A 13,717-nucleotide genomic window follows, 5' to 3' on the forward strand; every position below is an offset into this window, starting at 1 on the left:
TTTTGCGTATTTAATTGATACCAAATCTCGAAGAGGCTTTTTCTCTTCTAATAAAGACGGAGGTCAAGGATATGATGATATCTATACATTTTTAGAAACAAGAAAACTTATTTGTGAGCAAAGCCTCTATGGTACAATCACCGATGTAAAAACAAGCGAAATAATCGCTAATGCTAAAATAACCGTATACGATAATCAGTTTAAGGTAATTCATACTGGTGCTTCAGATGAAAAAGGAAACTATAACTTTGCTGTTGAATGTGGAAAAACATACAATGTAAGAGCTGAAAAACCAGAGTACACCACCAAAGAAGAGAAAATTACTATAGGAGCTACAACTGGAAAAACATACTTACCAATAGCAATGACAAAAGAAATTTGTAAAGTAGCTGTTGGTGATGATCTGGGTAAATGTTTTGGAATTAAAATGATTTATTTCGATTTAGATAAATCAAATATTAGAGCAGAAGCAGCTTTAGATTTAGAAAAAATATTAGATGTTTTGAATCAGAATCCAACCATGAAAATTGACATCCGATCTCATACGGATAGCAGACAAACATTCAAATACAATGAAGCACTATCGCAAAGAAGAGCTAAAGCTACCATCGACTGGCTGGTTAAAAATGGTATTAATTCCAATCGATTAACCGGCAAAGGATACGGCGAAACACAACTCGTAAATAAATGTGCTGATAATGTTACTTGCTCTGAAGAGGAGCATCAACTAAACAGAAGAAGCGAATTTATTATTATAGATTTGTAAGTATTACAAAAAAAGCAGAATACAATAATGAAATAACAGCCTTCTGCTTATTTAAATCCAAACACTTAAAACACAACAAAATTTTAAAATTAATTTGAATTAACCGAAAATAGATAGCAAAAAAATAGTTCAATGAATTCATTAGACTATTTTTTAAACAAACTCTATAAAACATTGAACATGAACTAAAAATTTTTCAAATGGATATAAATGTAAAAGGCTGCCATTTGGGGATATGGCAACCTTTTAGATTTAAAAAAAAACAAACTCTAACTAAATTTTGGCAAAAATATTGGTGTAATATTTTCTTCCATTTGCTGGATTTTCTTTAATTGCTATTCCAAAATGCGTATGATTGCCTTCTATATTCGCTTTATGACTAGGACTAGCCAACCAAGCATTCAATACAGCTTGTGGAGTGTTGTAATTATAAGCTATATTCTCACTCACGGTTTTAGCACCTAAAGTATTAATTATGTTTTCTGATCGAGCTACAAAATCATTATGGTTTACTACGTTATTAGCAATCATATAATTATCATGCTCTTCTGATTTAAAAGACATATGATTGATTTTTTCTAAAGGATTTAAACCAACACTAACTCTGTGTTTGTTGATCAAGTCCATTGTCTGTAATTCTATTGTATTATAAGAATAACTAACTACTTTTTTTGCAGAAACATCTGCAACTTCAGATTCGTCTGAAGAACATGAATTCATGGTGCATATCACAGTCAATAGCAATAATGCACGAAGTAATGTTGTTTTCATAATGTAGTAGATTAAGTTTAAAGTAGATTGTGGGGCAAACTTCTTTAATAAATAAATAATAGGTTTGTAATTCTTTATCAAACATATTCATTTTATCGTTAAAGTACCAAAAATAATCGATAAACTACATCAAAAAAACATTTATATATACATATTTCTTACATTATGGAGAGAGACGATCTATTTTCCAAGAAAGCTGATTATAAGCACTATACCTGATTCTATCGTGCAATCGATTAGGCCTTCCTTGCCAAAATTCTATCTCTAAAGGGGTTACAAGAAATCCTCCCCAGTGCTCAGGTCTCGGGATTGGTACATTATTAAAATCATTCTCCAATTGTTTTAGATTATTTTCTAAAAAGTCACGAGACGGAATAATTTCACTTTGATTAGAAACGATAGCTCCTAGTTTACTGCCATCAGGTCTAGAGTCAAAATAACGATCTGAGATTTCTTCGCTTGTTCTTTTAGCGATACCTTTAATAATAACTTGTCGTTCCATTGTGTGCCAAAAAAACGATAGGCAAATATTGGGATTTTGATCAATTGCCTTACCCTTTTCTGAATTATAATTGGTGTAAAAAACAAACCCTTCTTCATCAAAATTTTTCAACAAAACTACTCTAGCCTTTGGAAACCCATCTAGACCAATTGTAGATACTGTCATGGCATTAACTTCGCTATCTCCTCCAAGGTCCTCTACTTCATGAAACCATGTGTTAAAAAGGCTAATTGGATTGTCTGGTATACTTGATTCTAATAGCTCACTCTTATCGTAAGACTTTCTATAGTTACTTAAATCATTCATTGTTATATGTTTTTAAGATTATTCAATAATTATATGGTGCATTTTAATAGATTTAGATACAGATAAGCGGCTAAGCAAAAAAATTGATTTATTTAAAATTCAAAAATTTTGCCATCATCAGCCAGTACAACCTCGGGGAAAATCGCAGTAGCTTCTTCTCTAAAAAAATCAATATTTTCGTATCGAGTTGAATAATGTCCCAGAATTAATTGCTTGACATTCGCTTTTAATGCAATTGTAGCTGCTTCTTTGGATGTGGAGTGTAATGTCTTTTTTGCCAAGCTTTCTTCTGATTGCAAGAAAGTTGCTTCGTGGTACAAAACATCGACATTTTTAATAATAGGAAGTATCGCTTCATGATATGCAGTATCAGAACAAAATGCATATTTTTTTGGAGGAATAGGATCAAATGTCAACTTTGCATTTTCAATTACTTTACCATTATCAAGCGTAATGTCTTTGCCGTTTTTAATATTTTGATAGTAGCAGATATCAATTTTATAATTTTGTACAGCATCCATATTCAATTTTCGCTCTCCAATTTTTTCTTCAAACAAAAAGCCATTGGTGTACACTCGGTGCTTTAACGGGATGGTTTTTACTACTACTTTTTGGTCTTCAAAAATAATTTCACTTTCGTTAGATTCTAATTCATGAAAAAACAAACTATAATTGGGCCAAGAATTGGACAACCTCAACTGTAACTTAATGATTTCCTGAATTCCCTTTGGACCATAAATATGTAAATCTGTAGTTCTGTTCAGGAGCGTAAATGTGGACACTAGACCAATTAATCCAAAAAAATGATCGCCATGTAAATGAGAGATAAAAATATGATTGATTTTCGAAAAACGGATTTTGTTTTTTCGCAATTGCACCTGAGTACCTTCGGCGCAATCAATAAGAAAAATTCTATTTTTTATTTCTAAAATCTGTGAAGTAGGATTCGTAAACGTTCTGGGAGTTGCGGCATAGCAACCTAGTATTGTTAGTTTCAATTTCTAATTTCATTTTAAAAGTTAGGATACAAGTAAATATTGAACAGTAACATCTAGTTTTTTAAAACTTATTTACAAACTATCAAGATTTTTTTCCTTGTTGTATTTTTTTATTTTTAAAGCTTGAGAAATTACTACTAATACGCTAGTGATTATGGCCCAATAACTGTGTAAATCATTTGTTATACATAAAGAATACAAATTATGGCAAAGTAGTATCGTAGCCACCACTAATAAAACAATACTAAGATAAGGCACTTTGGTGCTGTTAGTTTTAAAATTCATTACTTGTTTTTAAAATCCTAAATCTCTTTCTATTTCTTCCATTTCAATTATGTCATGTGCTTCCAATAAAGATGGAACTACAGTCAGTTTTGCTGGAACTGCATTGTAATCAAAATCGGCAGTAACGATAACAAACGATTTTTTAGCTTTTTTATGAAGTTTTGACAACGGCATAAATAATTTAATATCATTTGTAGTCAAATCTGTGTGCTTTAAAAGATCAACAATGATGTTGTGTTTTTCAAATGTTTTATATTGATGTGTAATCTTCATTAGAAAAGAAGTAAAATCACCTTGAGTATCTCTAATGTTAATTGTGTGTCCTTTTTGATCTACTTTCATCTTTATTAAATTTTAGGTCTACTTTTCGTAGATGATTTCACAAATAGCTGTTTTGCTTTTTTTATCTTAAACTATTGAATTTTTGAAGCCAAAAGATAAATTACCGCCATTCTAACAGCGACACCGTTTTCGACTTGGTTTAGAATAACAGATTGATTGGAATCAGCCACTTCACTAGTGATTTCTACACCGCGATTGATCGGTCCAGGGTGCATAATAACAATCTCTTTGCTCAAGGAGTCTAAAATAGTTTTATCTACACCGTATTGCTTTGCATATTCCCGAGTTGAAGGAAAAAAATTCACATCCATTCTTTCGTTTTGCACGCGTAGCATATTGGCCACATCGCACCACTCTAAGGCTTTTATCAAATTAGGTTCAACCGTAACGCCAAGAGATTCAATATATCTTGGTATAAGTGTTTTTGGTCCGCAAACTTTAACTTCTGCACCTTGCATTTTCAGCGCATAAATATTAGACAAAGCAACTCTTGAATGCAAAACATCACCAACAATTACCACTTTCTTTCCGGCTACTTCACCTAGTTTTTCGCGAATGGAATAACTATCTAATAATGCTTGTGTAGGATGCTCGTGCGCCCCATCACCGGCGTTTACAATACTGGCTTTTACGTTTTTCGATAAAAAATAAGCAGCACCAGGATTTGCATGACGCATGACTACCATATCAACTTTCATCGAAAGTATATTATTAACGGTATCTATTAGAGTTTCCCCTTTTTTGACTGAAGATTGTGCTGCCGAAAAACTAATAACATCAGCAGATAAACGTTTTTGAGCTAATTCGAATGAGAGTTTTGTTCTAGTACTATTTTCGAAAAAAATATTGGCGATGGTAATATCTCGTAATGAAGGTACTTTCTTGATTGGTCGATTGATAACTTCTTTAAAATGATCGGCTGTTTCAAAAATGAGGTCAATATCATTCTTATTGATGTATTTAATACCTAATAAATGATTTACGCTTAATTCTTTCATTTTTGTTTACGATTATAATTTTTAATAGCTAGTATTGAAACAACCTAACAGGTAATTAAATACACCCCGTCTTCTCCATCATTTTCTTTCCAACTCACTTTTACTTTTTCATTATTAATCGCATCAACTTGTCGGCCTCTATAATCCGGCTGTATGGGTAAATTGCGGCTGAAACGTCTATCAATAAGAACTAAAAGTTCAATTTCTGATGGTCGCCCAAAAGATTGTATGGCTGTTAAAGCAGAACGAATACTACGCCCTGTAAATAATACATCATCTATAAAAATGACTTTTTTATTTTCAACGATAAAATTAATCTTGGTTTTATTGGCTTCTAATGGCTTGTCAGTTCTTCTAAAATCATCTCTAAAAAAAGTAATATCGAGATAACCTAGCTGAATTTCTGGAGTTTGATATTCTTTTTCTAAAATTTCTTTTAACCGCTCAGCTAAAAAAACACCTCGGGGCTGAATTCCTACTAATATTGTATCGGTAAAATCTAGGTGTTTTTCAATTAATTGACAAGCCAAACGATGCAATATGATAGTAACTTCTTTTGCAGTAAGTAATACTTTTTGGCTCATTGTACTTGTGTAATTTTGTTTGACAAATATACAAATTCAAATGTATCATTTTATAAATAAAAACATAGAAAATGTATGCTCCAATATTTCGACCAGCAGCGATATTTTGAAAGTCAATTTTGTAACAATCTATAAAAATTATATAACAAATACTTTAAGGCAAACTGTAATTTTGAAAATTAATAATTAATACTTTAACATATAAAACCATGGAAACAAAAATAACAAGAATACTAATGCTGTTAGTAATATCCCTTTCATTTACAAGTTGTTCCATTATTGAAGGTATATTTAAAGCGGGAATTGGTGTTGGTATCTTTATAGTTGTTGCAGTGATAGCCATTATAATCTTTATTATTAGCAAAATTTTCGGCAGAAAATAAATAACAATACTTTCGAATTAATATTTGAAACCAATTCAAAAAAAAATCTCCCACTATTGCGGGAGATTTTCTACTTTATATAAATCACTTTTTATATGGTATACATTTTAGTTCTTAATTCCTGAACACCTTCGTTATCCAAGTATTCATCAAACGTCATATATCTATCAATAGCGCCATTAGGTGTCAATTCTACTACTCTATTTCCAACGGTTTGAGCAAATTCATGATCGTGTGTCGTGAAAATTACGGAACCTTTATAATTTTTTAATGAGTTATTGAAAGCCGTAATCGATTCCAAATCCAAGTGGTTGGTAGGCTCATCCAGCATTAAAACATTGGCTCTTTCCATCATCATTCGTGACAACATACAACGCACTTTTTCTCCTCCGGATAATACTCTGCAGGTTTTTAAAGCTTCTTCTCCCGAGAAAATCATCTTTCCTAGGAAACTACGGATGTTTACCTCATCACGCTCTTCTTCCGTTTTTACCCATTGACGCAACCAATCTACAAGAGAATAATCACTTTCGAAAAATGAATGATTATCACCTGGCAAATAGGCTTGGTTAGTTGTAACTCCCCAATCAAAAGTTCCTGAATCTGCGGTTTGATTTGCGTTTAATATTTCATAAAATGCAGTTGTCGCACGTGAATCTTTCGAGAAAAGAACGATTTTATCGCCTTTGGCCATATTCAAATCGACACCTTTAAACAAAATTTCTCCATCAATAGAGGCGCTTAAGTTTTGTACATTTAAAATTTGATCTCCTGCTTCACGCTCTTGGTCAAAAATAATTGCCGGGTAACGACGGCTTGATGGCTTTATCTCAGAAATATTCAACTTACTGATCATTTTTTTACGAGAAGTAGCTTGTTTAGACTTGGCCACATTCGCACTAAAACGACGAATAAATTCTTCTAGTTCCTGTTTCTTTTCCTCTGCTTTTTTGTTTTGTTGTGCACGTTGTTTTGCGGCTAATTGACTGGATTCATACCAGAAGGTATAATTTCCTGAATAATGATTTATTTTACTGAAATCAATATCTGAAATGTGCGTGCAAACAGAATCTAAAAAGTGTCTGTCGTGAGATACTACAATTACAGTATTTTCATAATTAGCTAAGAAATTTTCTAACCACGCAATCGTTTCAAAATCCAAATCATTGGTAGGCTCATCCATAATAAGCAAGTCTGGATTCCCGAACAAAGCTTGCGCCAAAAGCACTCTAACTTTGGTTTTTCCTTCCAAGTCACCCATCAAAGTATAATGATGCTCTTCTGTAATTCCTAGATTAGACAACATTGATGCGGCATCAGAATCAGCATTCCAACCATTCATTTCTTCAAATTGTACTTGCAACTCCCCTATTCTGTCTGCATTAGAATCGTTGTAATCTAAATACAAAGCATCCATTTCTTTTTTGATTGCGTACAAGGTTTTATTTCCCATCATTACGGTCTCCAATACGGTACTCTCATCAAACATGTTGTGGTTTTGGTTTAAAACCGACATCCGTTTTCCTACCTCTAAATGGATATGTCCAGAGGTTGGATCCATTTCACCCGCTATTATTTTAAGAAAAGTAGATTTTCCAGCGCCATTGGCTCCGATAACGCCATAAATATTACCGTGTGTGAAGGTCGTATTTACTTCGTCAAACAAAATTCGTTTGCCAAACTGAACTGATAAATTATTGACTGTTAACATGAATGTTTATTTTATAAAATTTTTGCAAAAATACGAAAAAAATACTGATTTACTGAACTCAAAAAAAATACATTTTTAGCAGTTTTGAACGATAAAATCTAACTAATTTGATTATAATTTCAACTTTATTTCAGGAACAAAATGACACTATTTTTTTAAACCAAAGTCAGATTAAATTGAGTCAACTAATTTCTTCAAACTCCCATACACTGCTAATTCTACATCAGCGGAGTTTCTCACGTTGCATTTCTCCAATAAATCTTGTAATAACACTTGGTTAACTTTTTGTTTTTTATCTATTACAAGCAAAAGCTGCTGAGATACATCACTTAAACTTTTTGATAAAGGCAACAGCGGTTGTATAAGAGGAGCATTGGCACTCAAAGCAATTAAATTAGAGTTTAAGGCAATCCACTTCTTGAAAAAATCGGTCACCACAGCTTTATTCTCCTTGCTTTTATTCGCTAAATAATTTTTCACAGCTGCATTAAAATCTAGTGCTTCCGGAGCATCCGCGTTACAAGCATCCGCGAATAAGGTTAGCGGGGAATGCATGCGGTATTTCTTTCCGCCACCGTTGCGTTTGTAATTTTTTAGTGGTTCACAAAGGTTCGAAAAATCATTCAATGCGCGTGTATCTTGGTTGTTGCTAATGTTTCTCAAAATCACTTCTTTGTTTCTAATATGAGTAATTCCAAGTTCTTCTAATCGAAAAGAAATCGTTTTCAACCTTTTGCGCAAGCTGTTCATATCATTTACATCGGCGTTTGACCATAATCGCTCGGCTATTGCGGCGGTTCGTGGCCAAATCCTAGAATCTATATTTAATGGCGTTACAAGTTCGCTCCACATGGCAGCTTCTCCTCCTAAAACCCTTGCTTTTTCCTCTGGAGTAAGAATGATCTTTTTAGGCAAGGGATCATTCAAATAATGACTTTCTAAACCTAGCATCAAATCGATATAAAATCCATTGGACAAAATAGTATTGTATCCGCTTTTTGCAGCTTTGATTAATGCTCCGCCAGCTTCTTGACCTTCATTTGTGCCTCTCCAAGCGTGAATTATGGCGTCTTTAGACATGTTTTCGGTCATTATCTCCTCCCAACCCATTAATTTTTTGTCATGTTTTTTTAGCATTGGAATCAACTTCATATTAAAATACGTTTGCAAATCATGCTTGTTTCCTATCTTATTTTCCCTCATAAATTGCTGAATAGCTGGGTTTGCGTTCCATTCCTTGCCATTGTTCTCATCACCACCAATATGAAAATAAGTACCCGGAAATAGTGGGCATACTTCATCAAAAATAGAATTTAATATTTCATACGTTTTAGGATTAGTAGGATCTAAGGTTGAGTTATAAATACCCGAATTGCGTTGTACTTCATAGGATACTTTGCTATCACTTACTTTGCTCCCAATTTCTGGATACGCCGTCAACAGTGCCGAAGCATGTCCTGGTACATCAATTTCAGGAACTATTAAAATTCCACGGTCATCTGCATATTTTACAATGTTTTTTATTTCCTCTTGCGTATAAAAATTCCCATCCGAAGCTAATTTTGTTAATTTAGGATGATTTTTCAATTCAATTCTCCATCCTTGGTCATCGGCTAAATGCCAATGAAAAACATTCATTTTCATGGAAGCCATAGCATCAAGATTTCTTTTGATGACATCAACTGGTTGGAAATGTCGAGCTGCATCTATCATTAGTCCTCTCCAAGTAAAACGTGGTGCATCTGATATTTCAACAATTGGAAAATAATAGGAAGTACTGTTGTTTTGTAGTAATTGCAAAAGTGTTTCTAATCCATGCAAGGCACCTAAATCTGTGGTTGCATCGATTGCTATTCTATTGGTGGTAACTGTTAGCCGATAACTTTCGTCTTCATTGATTTCTATTTTTCCATTTCGAGTACAGTTGATTTGTAATTCGGCTTCGGGATATTCATTGGTTTTAGTCAAAAAGGCTTGCTCTAAAAACAATCCTGTTCTGCCATCCAATCGACGTAAAAAGTTAGTTGCACCAATAAAAATTCTACCATTTGGTTCCCCTGTAATATTTATTTTAAAGCTCTTGCTTAAAGCAAAAGTACCTTCGGTTAAATTTATATTTTGAGGCCAAGGCATAAGGTTCAATTGCTCTTTTTGTATTTGAGCATTTGAAACCATGCCAGCAAATAATAGAATTAAAATGAATTTCATAAGGAGTTGGTATTGTAGATTTTTAAAATTTCGATAAACGCGTCGTTATATTTAGAGAATAGGTTTTTAAATTATAGGTTCAAATACACTTCTGCTTTATTTTTAAAGTACACTTTCTACTTTATTTTTTAATGATTGATAAAGATACCTTTTTTAAATAGCGAGAAAAAACAAATTGACAGTTCCTAAAAAGAAGGTCGTAAAATTATTGTATTCTCTAAATTTAAACTCAATATAATAAAATAACCCAATACTCTAATTTGTAGCCTGTTCTTTAATTGTTTTGCGTACCGTAAACTTTGAAAAAAAAGCAGACATTTAGAACAAAAAATGGTTATTTAATAATTATATCAACATTTAGCGTGATTTATTTTTTTTTAATTTACTTAACAAATATATTTACAATCTTGCAATCGAATCAAATTCAATTCAATAATCATTAACCAACTTAAACCTATGAATTCAGAACAAACTAAGTCCAATAATTCCGCACTTTATACGCTAATTACCGTATTTTTCTTCTGGGGATTTATTGGAGCATCAAACGGAATTTTCATTCCATTTTGTAAAGCTAAATTTGGCTTAGACCAGTTTCAAAGTCAACTTATTGATTTTGCTTTTTATGGTGCGTATTATGTTGGCGCTTTATTGCTTTTCATATTTAGTAGTATTGCCAAAAAAGACATTCTAAACGGATGGGGATTTAAAAAAGGAATTATTTATGGATTGCTGATCAGTACTTTGGGTGCTGTATTAATGATAGTAGCAGTAACTCAAGGTAGTTACCTTTTTATTCTTGGAGCTTTATTTATAGTAGCACTTGGTTTTTCATTGCAACAAACATCAGCTCAACCTTTTGCAGCATCCCTTGGAGAACCGCATTCAGCATCCAGTAGATTAAATCTTGCGGGAGGTATAAATTCATTAGGAACCACAATTGGTCCAATCGTAGTTTCTATCGCCTTATTTGGTGTTATTGCTGGAGTAAATATTGAAGAATATGCGCAAAAACCAGACTCATTAGATTCCATGAGAATTCTTTATGTTTTTGTAGGTGGTTTGTTTTTATTAGCCGCTGCATTATTCCAATTCTCAAAAAAATTACCGTCAGGAAAAAGCGATCCTACTTTTGAAACTGCCAATAAAGCGATGAAGACATTGATTGGTATTACTGTGATTTTAGTTGCAATTTTTGCCTATATCTTTTCCCGGTATGAAGACACTGAATTCATAACACGTTTTATAGAGAATAAAGAAAAAGATTATTTAGGATTAGCATTAACCGCTACAACACTTTTAGTCATCGTTATTGGATTATTATTTGCTAATACAACAGCACAAAAAAATCCTGAAGGATGGGGCGCCATGAAATACCCGCAATTGGTTTTGGGAATGCTTGCTCTTTTCTCTTATGTAGGTGTCGAGGTAACAATAGGAAGTAACCTGGGTGAGTTACTGAAAACAGATGTATTTGGATCCATTACTGGACCATCATTAGCACCCTACATGTCTATGTACTGGGGAAGTTTAATGATTGGTCGTTGGGCTGGTGCTATTACCGTTTTTAACCCATCATCACAATTAAAGAAAATCTTATTAATCGTAGTTCCTTATATCGCTTTTGGAGTGGTATTGGCCGCTAACGCAATTTCTGGTCAAGATGTAACACCGTTATATGGGTACGCATTCGTGATTTTGTTTCAAATTGCTGGTTTCTTTTTAGGGAAAGATCAACCATCAAGAACCTTAATGATATTTGGTTTAATGGGAATGACAGCCATGCTTATTGGTTTATTCACTACTGGAACAATAGCCATTTTTGCTTTTATGAGCGGTGGATTATTCTTAAGCATTATGTGGCCATCTATTTTCTCATTGGCAATTGCAGGATTAGGTAAATACACTTCTCAAGGTTCTGCCTTCTTGGTTATGATGATTCTAGGTGGTGGAATTATTCCGCCATTACAAGGAAAACTAGCCGATATCATCGGAATTCATGCTTCCTACTTTATTCCTGTTTTATGTTTTGCATTCATCGCATTCTACGGATGGAAAGTAATTGGAATTCTAGAAAAACAAGGAATCGGAAAAGAAATAGAAGTTGGTGGAGGACATTAATTTCATTATAAACTAACCGAAACCAAACCAACCAAAAAACTCCCATTTTGCTTAGCATAATGGGAGTTTTTATTTATACCGTAATCGGTAATCTGCAATCTTAAATCTATTTATTTCCTTTCTCGAAATCAGCAACAAATTGCGCCAATCCAATATCCGTTAAAGGATGTTTCAATAAGCCGTATATTGCCGAAAGTGGCCCCGTCATTACATCAGCACCAATTTTAGCACAGTTTACAATGTGCATTGTGTGACGCACTGAAGCTGCAAGAATTTGAGTTTCATACCCGTAATTATCATAAATCAGTCTAATTTCTTCAATTAAAGCCAAACCGTCTGTAGACACATCATCCAAACGACCAATAAATGGAGAAACGTAAGTAGCACCCGCTTTGGCTGCTAATAAAGCTTGCCCAGCAGAGAATACTAAAGTGACGTTTGTTTTAATTCCTTTGTCAGAAAAGTATTTAGCCGCCATAACACCCTCTTTGGTCATAGGCAATTTAACCACTATTTGCTCGTGTAAATCTGCTAATTCTTCGCCCTCTTTAATCATTCCGTCGTAGTCAAGCGCATTTACTTCGGCACTAACATCACCATCAACAAGGTTACAAATGTCAACATAATGTTTCAAAATGCTGTTTTTTCCTGTAATGCCCTCTTTGGCCATTAACGAAGGATTTGTTGTAACGCCATCCAATACGCCTAATGCTTGTGCTTCCTTAATTTGAGCTAAATTAGCCGTGTCAATAAAAAATTTCATAATATATAATTTAATTGTGTGTTTCTAATTCTTTGGGCGTGACCCTCCATAAAAACTTCGGGTCAGGCTTTCCGCTGTATCCTCGCTAAAAAGCGAGGGATGCCGCTGCAATCCTTCACGCAAATTACGTACAAAATTACAACTTATAATGGTTCATCAACATTTTTTCATATACTTTATCCGGAAGAATTCGCTTCAAGACAATCGAAAATTTTTGTATCAGAGCGCCTACTTTATAATGAATTTTGGGACTTGGATTTTGAATAATAGTATAAATGGCCGCTGCCATTTCATTAGGATTACCACCATTGTCTACATGTGCATCCATTGTTTTTAATGAAGTTCCGTAGGTTTGCTGATAAGCAGATCCTTTCAATACAGGTGCGTGAAAACGACCTGCTGCAATATTGGTGGCAAAATCTCCTGGTGCAACATTTGTTATAGCAATCCCAAAGGATTTTACTTCCATACGCAACGACTCTGTTACCAATTCGAGCGCACCCTTTGAAGCAGAGTAAATACTGCGATAGGGCAATCCCATGTAGGCCGCAATAGAGGTAATATTAATAATCAACCCAGATTGTTGTGTGCGCATTTGTGGCAATACCGCTTGCATCACTGCGATAGGACCAAAGAAATTAGTCTCAAAATTGTTCTTAATTTCTTGCATGGGAATTTCTTCTAGTGGTCCCGTAATACCAATACCTGCATTGTTAATTACTACATCCAGTCGACCAGTGAGCGCTATAACTTTGGCAACAGCCGCTTGAATGGATTCTGTATCACGGACATCCAAAGTCACTAAAGGAAAGACTGAATTCGAGATGCGGTCTGGGTTTCTGCTAGTACCATAAACGATAAAGCCTTTTTGATGCAGATACTCCCCCATCGATTTCCCAATTCCTGACGAACCGCCTGTTATTAAAACTACTTTACCCATTAGTATTGCTATTTGTGCTAGAAGAGTCCAAAAATAAAAAAA

The 13,717-nt window shown here is 33.8% G+C and carries 14 protein-coding genes; 2 read left to right on the plus strand and 12 right to left on the minus strand.

Annotated features, from left to right (window positions below; translation table 11 throughout):
* The coding region (locus ACNQGO_RS02630) for an OmpA family protein (RefSeq protein ID WP_417984069.1) at positions 1-766 on the plus strand (766 nt) is incomplete at its 5' end.
* A gap of 273 nt (positions 767-1,039) precedes the next feature.
* On the opposite strand, the gene ACNQGO_RS02635 is transcribed toward ACNQGO_RS02630, so the two are convergent.
* From ACNQGO_RS02635 to ACNQGO_RS02680, 10 genes are all read right to left on the minus strand, one after another.
* Positions 1,040-1,537: a CAP domain-containing protein gene (locus ACNQGO_RS02635; RefSeq protein ID WP_417944281.1), complete on the minus strand. Its 498-nt coding sequence runs from the start codon at positions 1,535-1,537 to the stop codon at positions 1,040-1,042.
* 163 nt (positions 1,538-1,700) lie between these two features.
* Entirely contained in the window at positions 1,701-2,345 is a 645-nt protein-coding gene (pdxH, locus tag ACNQGO_RS02640) for a pyridoxamine 5'-phosphate oxidase (protein ID WP_417984070.1), read from the minus strand.
* 92 nt (positions 2,346-2,437) lie between these two features.
* Positions 2,438-3,343, minus strand: coding sequence for a ribonuclease Z (locus tag ACNQGO_RS02645; protein WP_417984071.1), 906 nt, complete (start codon positions 3,341-3,343; stop codon positions 2,438-2,440).
* Positions 3,344-3,415: 72 nt separating this feature from the next.
* Positions 3,416-3,628 carry a hypothetical protein gene (locus tag ACNQGO_RS02650; protein WP_417984072.1) on the minus strand — a complete coding sequence of 71 codons (213 nt, stop codon included), beginning with the start codon at positions 3,626-3,628 and terminating at the stop codon, positions 3,416-3,418.
* A gap of 9 nt (positions 3,629-3,637) precedes the next feature.
* The gene (locus ACNQGO_RS02655; protein WP_309759786.1) at positions 3,638-3,970 is read right to left on the minus strand and encodes a ribonuclease Z; all 333 of its coding nucleotides are present in this window, start codon (positions 3,968-3,970) and stop codon (positions 3,638-3,640) included.
* A gap of 71 nt (positions 3,971-4,041) precedes the next feature.
* Complete coding sequence (locus ACNQGO_RS02660; RefSeq protein ID WP_417984073.1) at positions 4,042-4,968, minus strand: aspartate carbamoyltransferase catalytic subunit; 927 nt, start codon at positions 4,966-4,968, stop codon at positions 4,042-4,044.
* A gap of 44 nt (positions 4,969-5,012) precedes the next feature.
* Positions 5,013-5,552: a bifunctional pyr operon transcriptional regulator/uracil phosphoribosyltransferase PyrR gene (gene pyrR, locus ACNQGO_RS02665; RefSeq protein WP_417984074.1), complete on the minus strand. Its 540-nt coding sequence runs from the start codon at positions 5,550-5,552 to the stop codon at positions 5,013-5,015.
* Positions 5,553-5,706: 154 nt separating this feature from the next.
* A complete protein-coding gene (locus ACNQGO_RS02670) occupies positions 5,707-5,895 on the minus strand; it encodes a hypothetical protein (protein ID WP_417984075.1) in 189 nt (62 codons plus the stop codon).
* Between the two features lie 131 nt (positions 5,896-6,026).
* Positions 6,027-7,646 carry an ABC-F family ATP-binding cassette domain-containing protein gene (locus tag ACNQGO_RS02675; RefSeq protein WP_417984076.1) on the minus strand — a complete coding sequence of 540 codons (1,620 nt, stop codon included), beginning with the start codon at positions 7,644-7,646 and terminating at the stop codon, positions 6,027-6,029.
* Positions 7,647-7,817: 171 nt separating this feature from the next.
* A complete protein-coding gene (locus tag ACNQGO_RS02680; RefSeq protein WP_417984077.1) occupies positions 7,818-9,854 on the minus strand; it encodes a beta-N-acetylhexosaminidase in 2,037 nt (678 codons plus the stop codon).
* Positions 9,855-10,310: 456 nt separating this feature from the next.
* Here ACNQGO_RS02680 and ACNQGO_RS02685 point away from each other — a divergent pair, with 456 nt between their 5' ends.
* The gene (locus ACNQGO_RS02685; RefSeq protein WP_417984078.1) at positions 10,311-11,972 is read left to right on the plus strand and encodes an MFS transporter; all 1,662 of its coding nucleotides are present in this window, start codon (positions 10,311-10,313) and stop codon (positions 11,970-11,972) included.
* A gap of 106 nt (positions 11,973-12,078) precedes the next feature.
* Here ACNQGO_RS02685 and fsa read toward each other — a convergent pair whose 3' ends face one another.
* Both fsa and ACNQGO_RS02695 read right to left on the minus strand, forming a co-directional pair.
* Positions 12,079-12,735, minus strand: coding sequence for a fructose-6-phosphate aldolase (fsa, locus tag ACNQGO_RS02690; protein WP_073353076.1), 657 nt, complete (start codon positions 12,733-12,735; stop codon positions 12,079-12,081).
* Between the two features lie 136 nt (positions 12,736-12,871).
* Positions 12,872-13,675: an SDR family oxidoreductase gene (locus ACNQGO_RS02695; RefSeq protein ID WP_417984079.1), complete on the minus strand. Its 804-nt coding sequence runs from the start codon at positions 13,673-13,675 to the stop codon at positions 12,872-12,874.
* Positions 13,676-13,717 lie beyond the last annotated feature (42 nt).

It is taken from the genome of Flavobacterium frigidum, assembly GCF_048286735.1.
In the GTDB taxonomy this organism is placed as follows: domain Bacteria; phylum Bacteroidota; class Bacteroidia; order Flavobacteriales; family Flavobacteriaceae; genus Flavobacterium.

What these genes read in the sequence shown, in the direction of transcription:
- pdxH (WP_417984070.1), bottom strand. Translation starts at nt 2,345, where the DNA reads ATGAATGATTTAAGTAACTATAGAAAGTCTTACGATAAGAGTGAGCTA.
- pyrR (WP_417984074.1), bottom strand. Translation starts at nt 5,552, where the DNA reads ATGAGCCAAAAAGTATTACTTACTGCAAAAGAAGTTACTATCATATTG.
- ACNQGO_RS02655 (WP_309759786.1), bottom strand. Translation starts at nt 3,970, where the DNA reads ATGAAAGTAGATCAAAAAGGACACACAATTAACATTAGAGATACTCAA.
- ACNQGO_RS02650 (WP_417984072.1), bottom strand. Translation starts at nt 3,628, where the DNA reads ATGAATTTTAAAACTAACAGCACCAAAGTGCCTTATCTTAGTATTGTT.
- ACNQGO_RS02675 (WP_417984076.1), bottom strand. Translation starts at nt 7,646, where the DNA reads ATGTTAACAGTCAATAATTTATCAGTTCAGTTTGGCAAACGAATTTTG.
- fsa (WP_073353076.1), bottom strand. Translation starts at nt 12,735, where the DNA reads ATGAAATTTTTTATTGACACGGCTAATTTAGCTCAAATTAAGGAAGCA.
- ACNQGO_RS02635 (WP_417944281.1), bottom strand. Translation starts at nt 1,537, where the DNA reads ATGAAAACAACATTACTTCGTGCATTATTGCTATTGACTGTGATATGC.
- ACNQGO_RS02695 (WP_417984079.1), bottom strand. Translation starts at nt 13,675, where the DNA reads ATGGGTAAAGTAGTTTTAATAACAGGCGGTTCGTCAGGAATTGGGAAA.
- ACNQGO_RS02685 (WP_417984078.1), top strand. Translation starts at nt 10,311, where the DNA reads ATGAATTCAGAACAAACTAAGTCCAATAATTCCGCACTTTATACGCTA.
- ACNQGO_RS02660 (WP_417984073.1), bottom strand. Translation starts at nt 4,968, where the DNA reads ATGAAAGAATTAAGCGTAAATCATTTATTAGGTATTAAATACATCAAT.
- ACNQGO_RS02680 (WP_417984077.1), bottom strand. Translation starts at nt 9,854, where the DNA reads ATGAAATTCATTTTAATTCTATTATTTGCTGGCATGGTTTCAAATGCT.
- ACNQGO_RS02670 (WP_417984075.1), bottom strand. Translation starts at nt 5,895, where the DNA reads ATGGCTATCACTGCAACAACTATAAAGATACCAACACCAATTCCCGCT.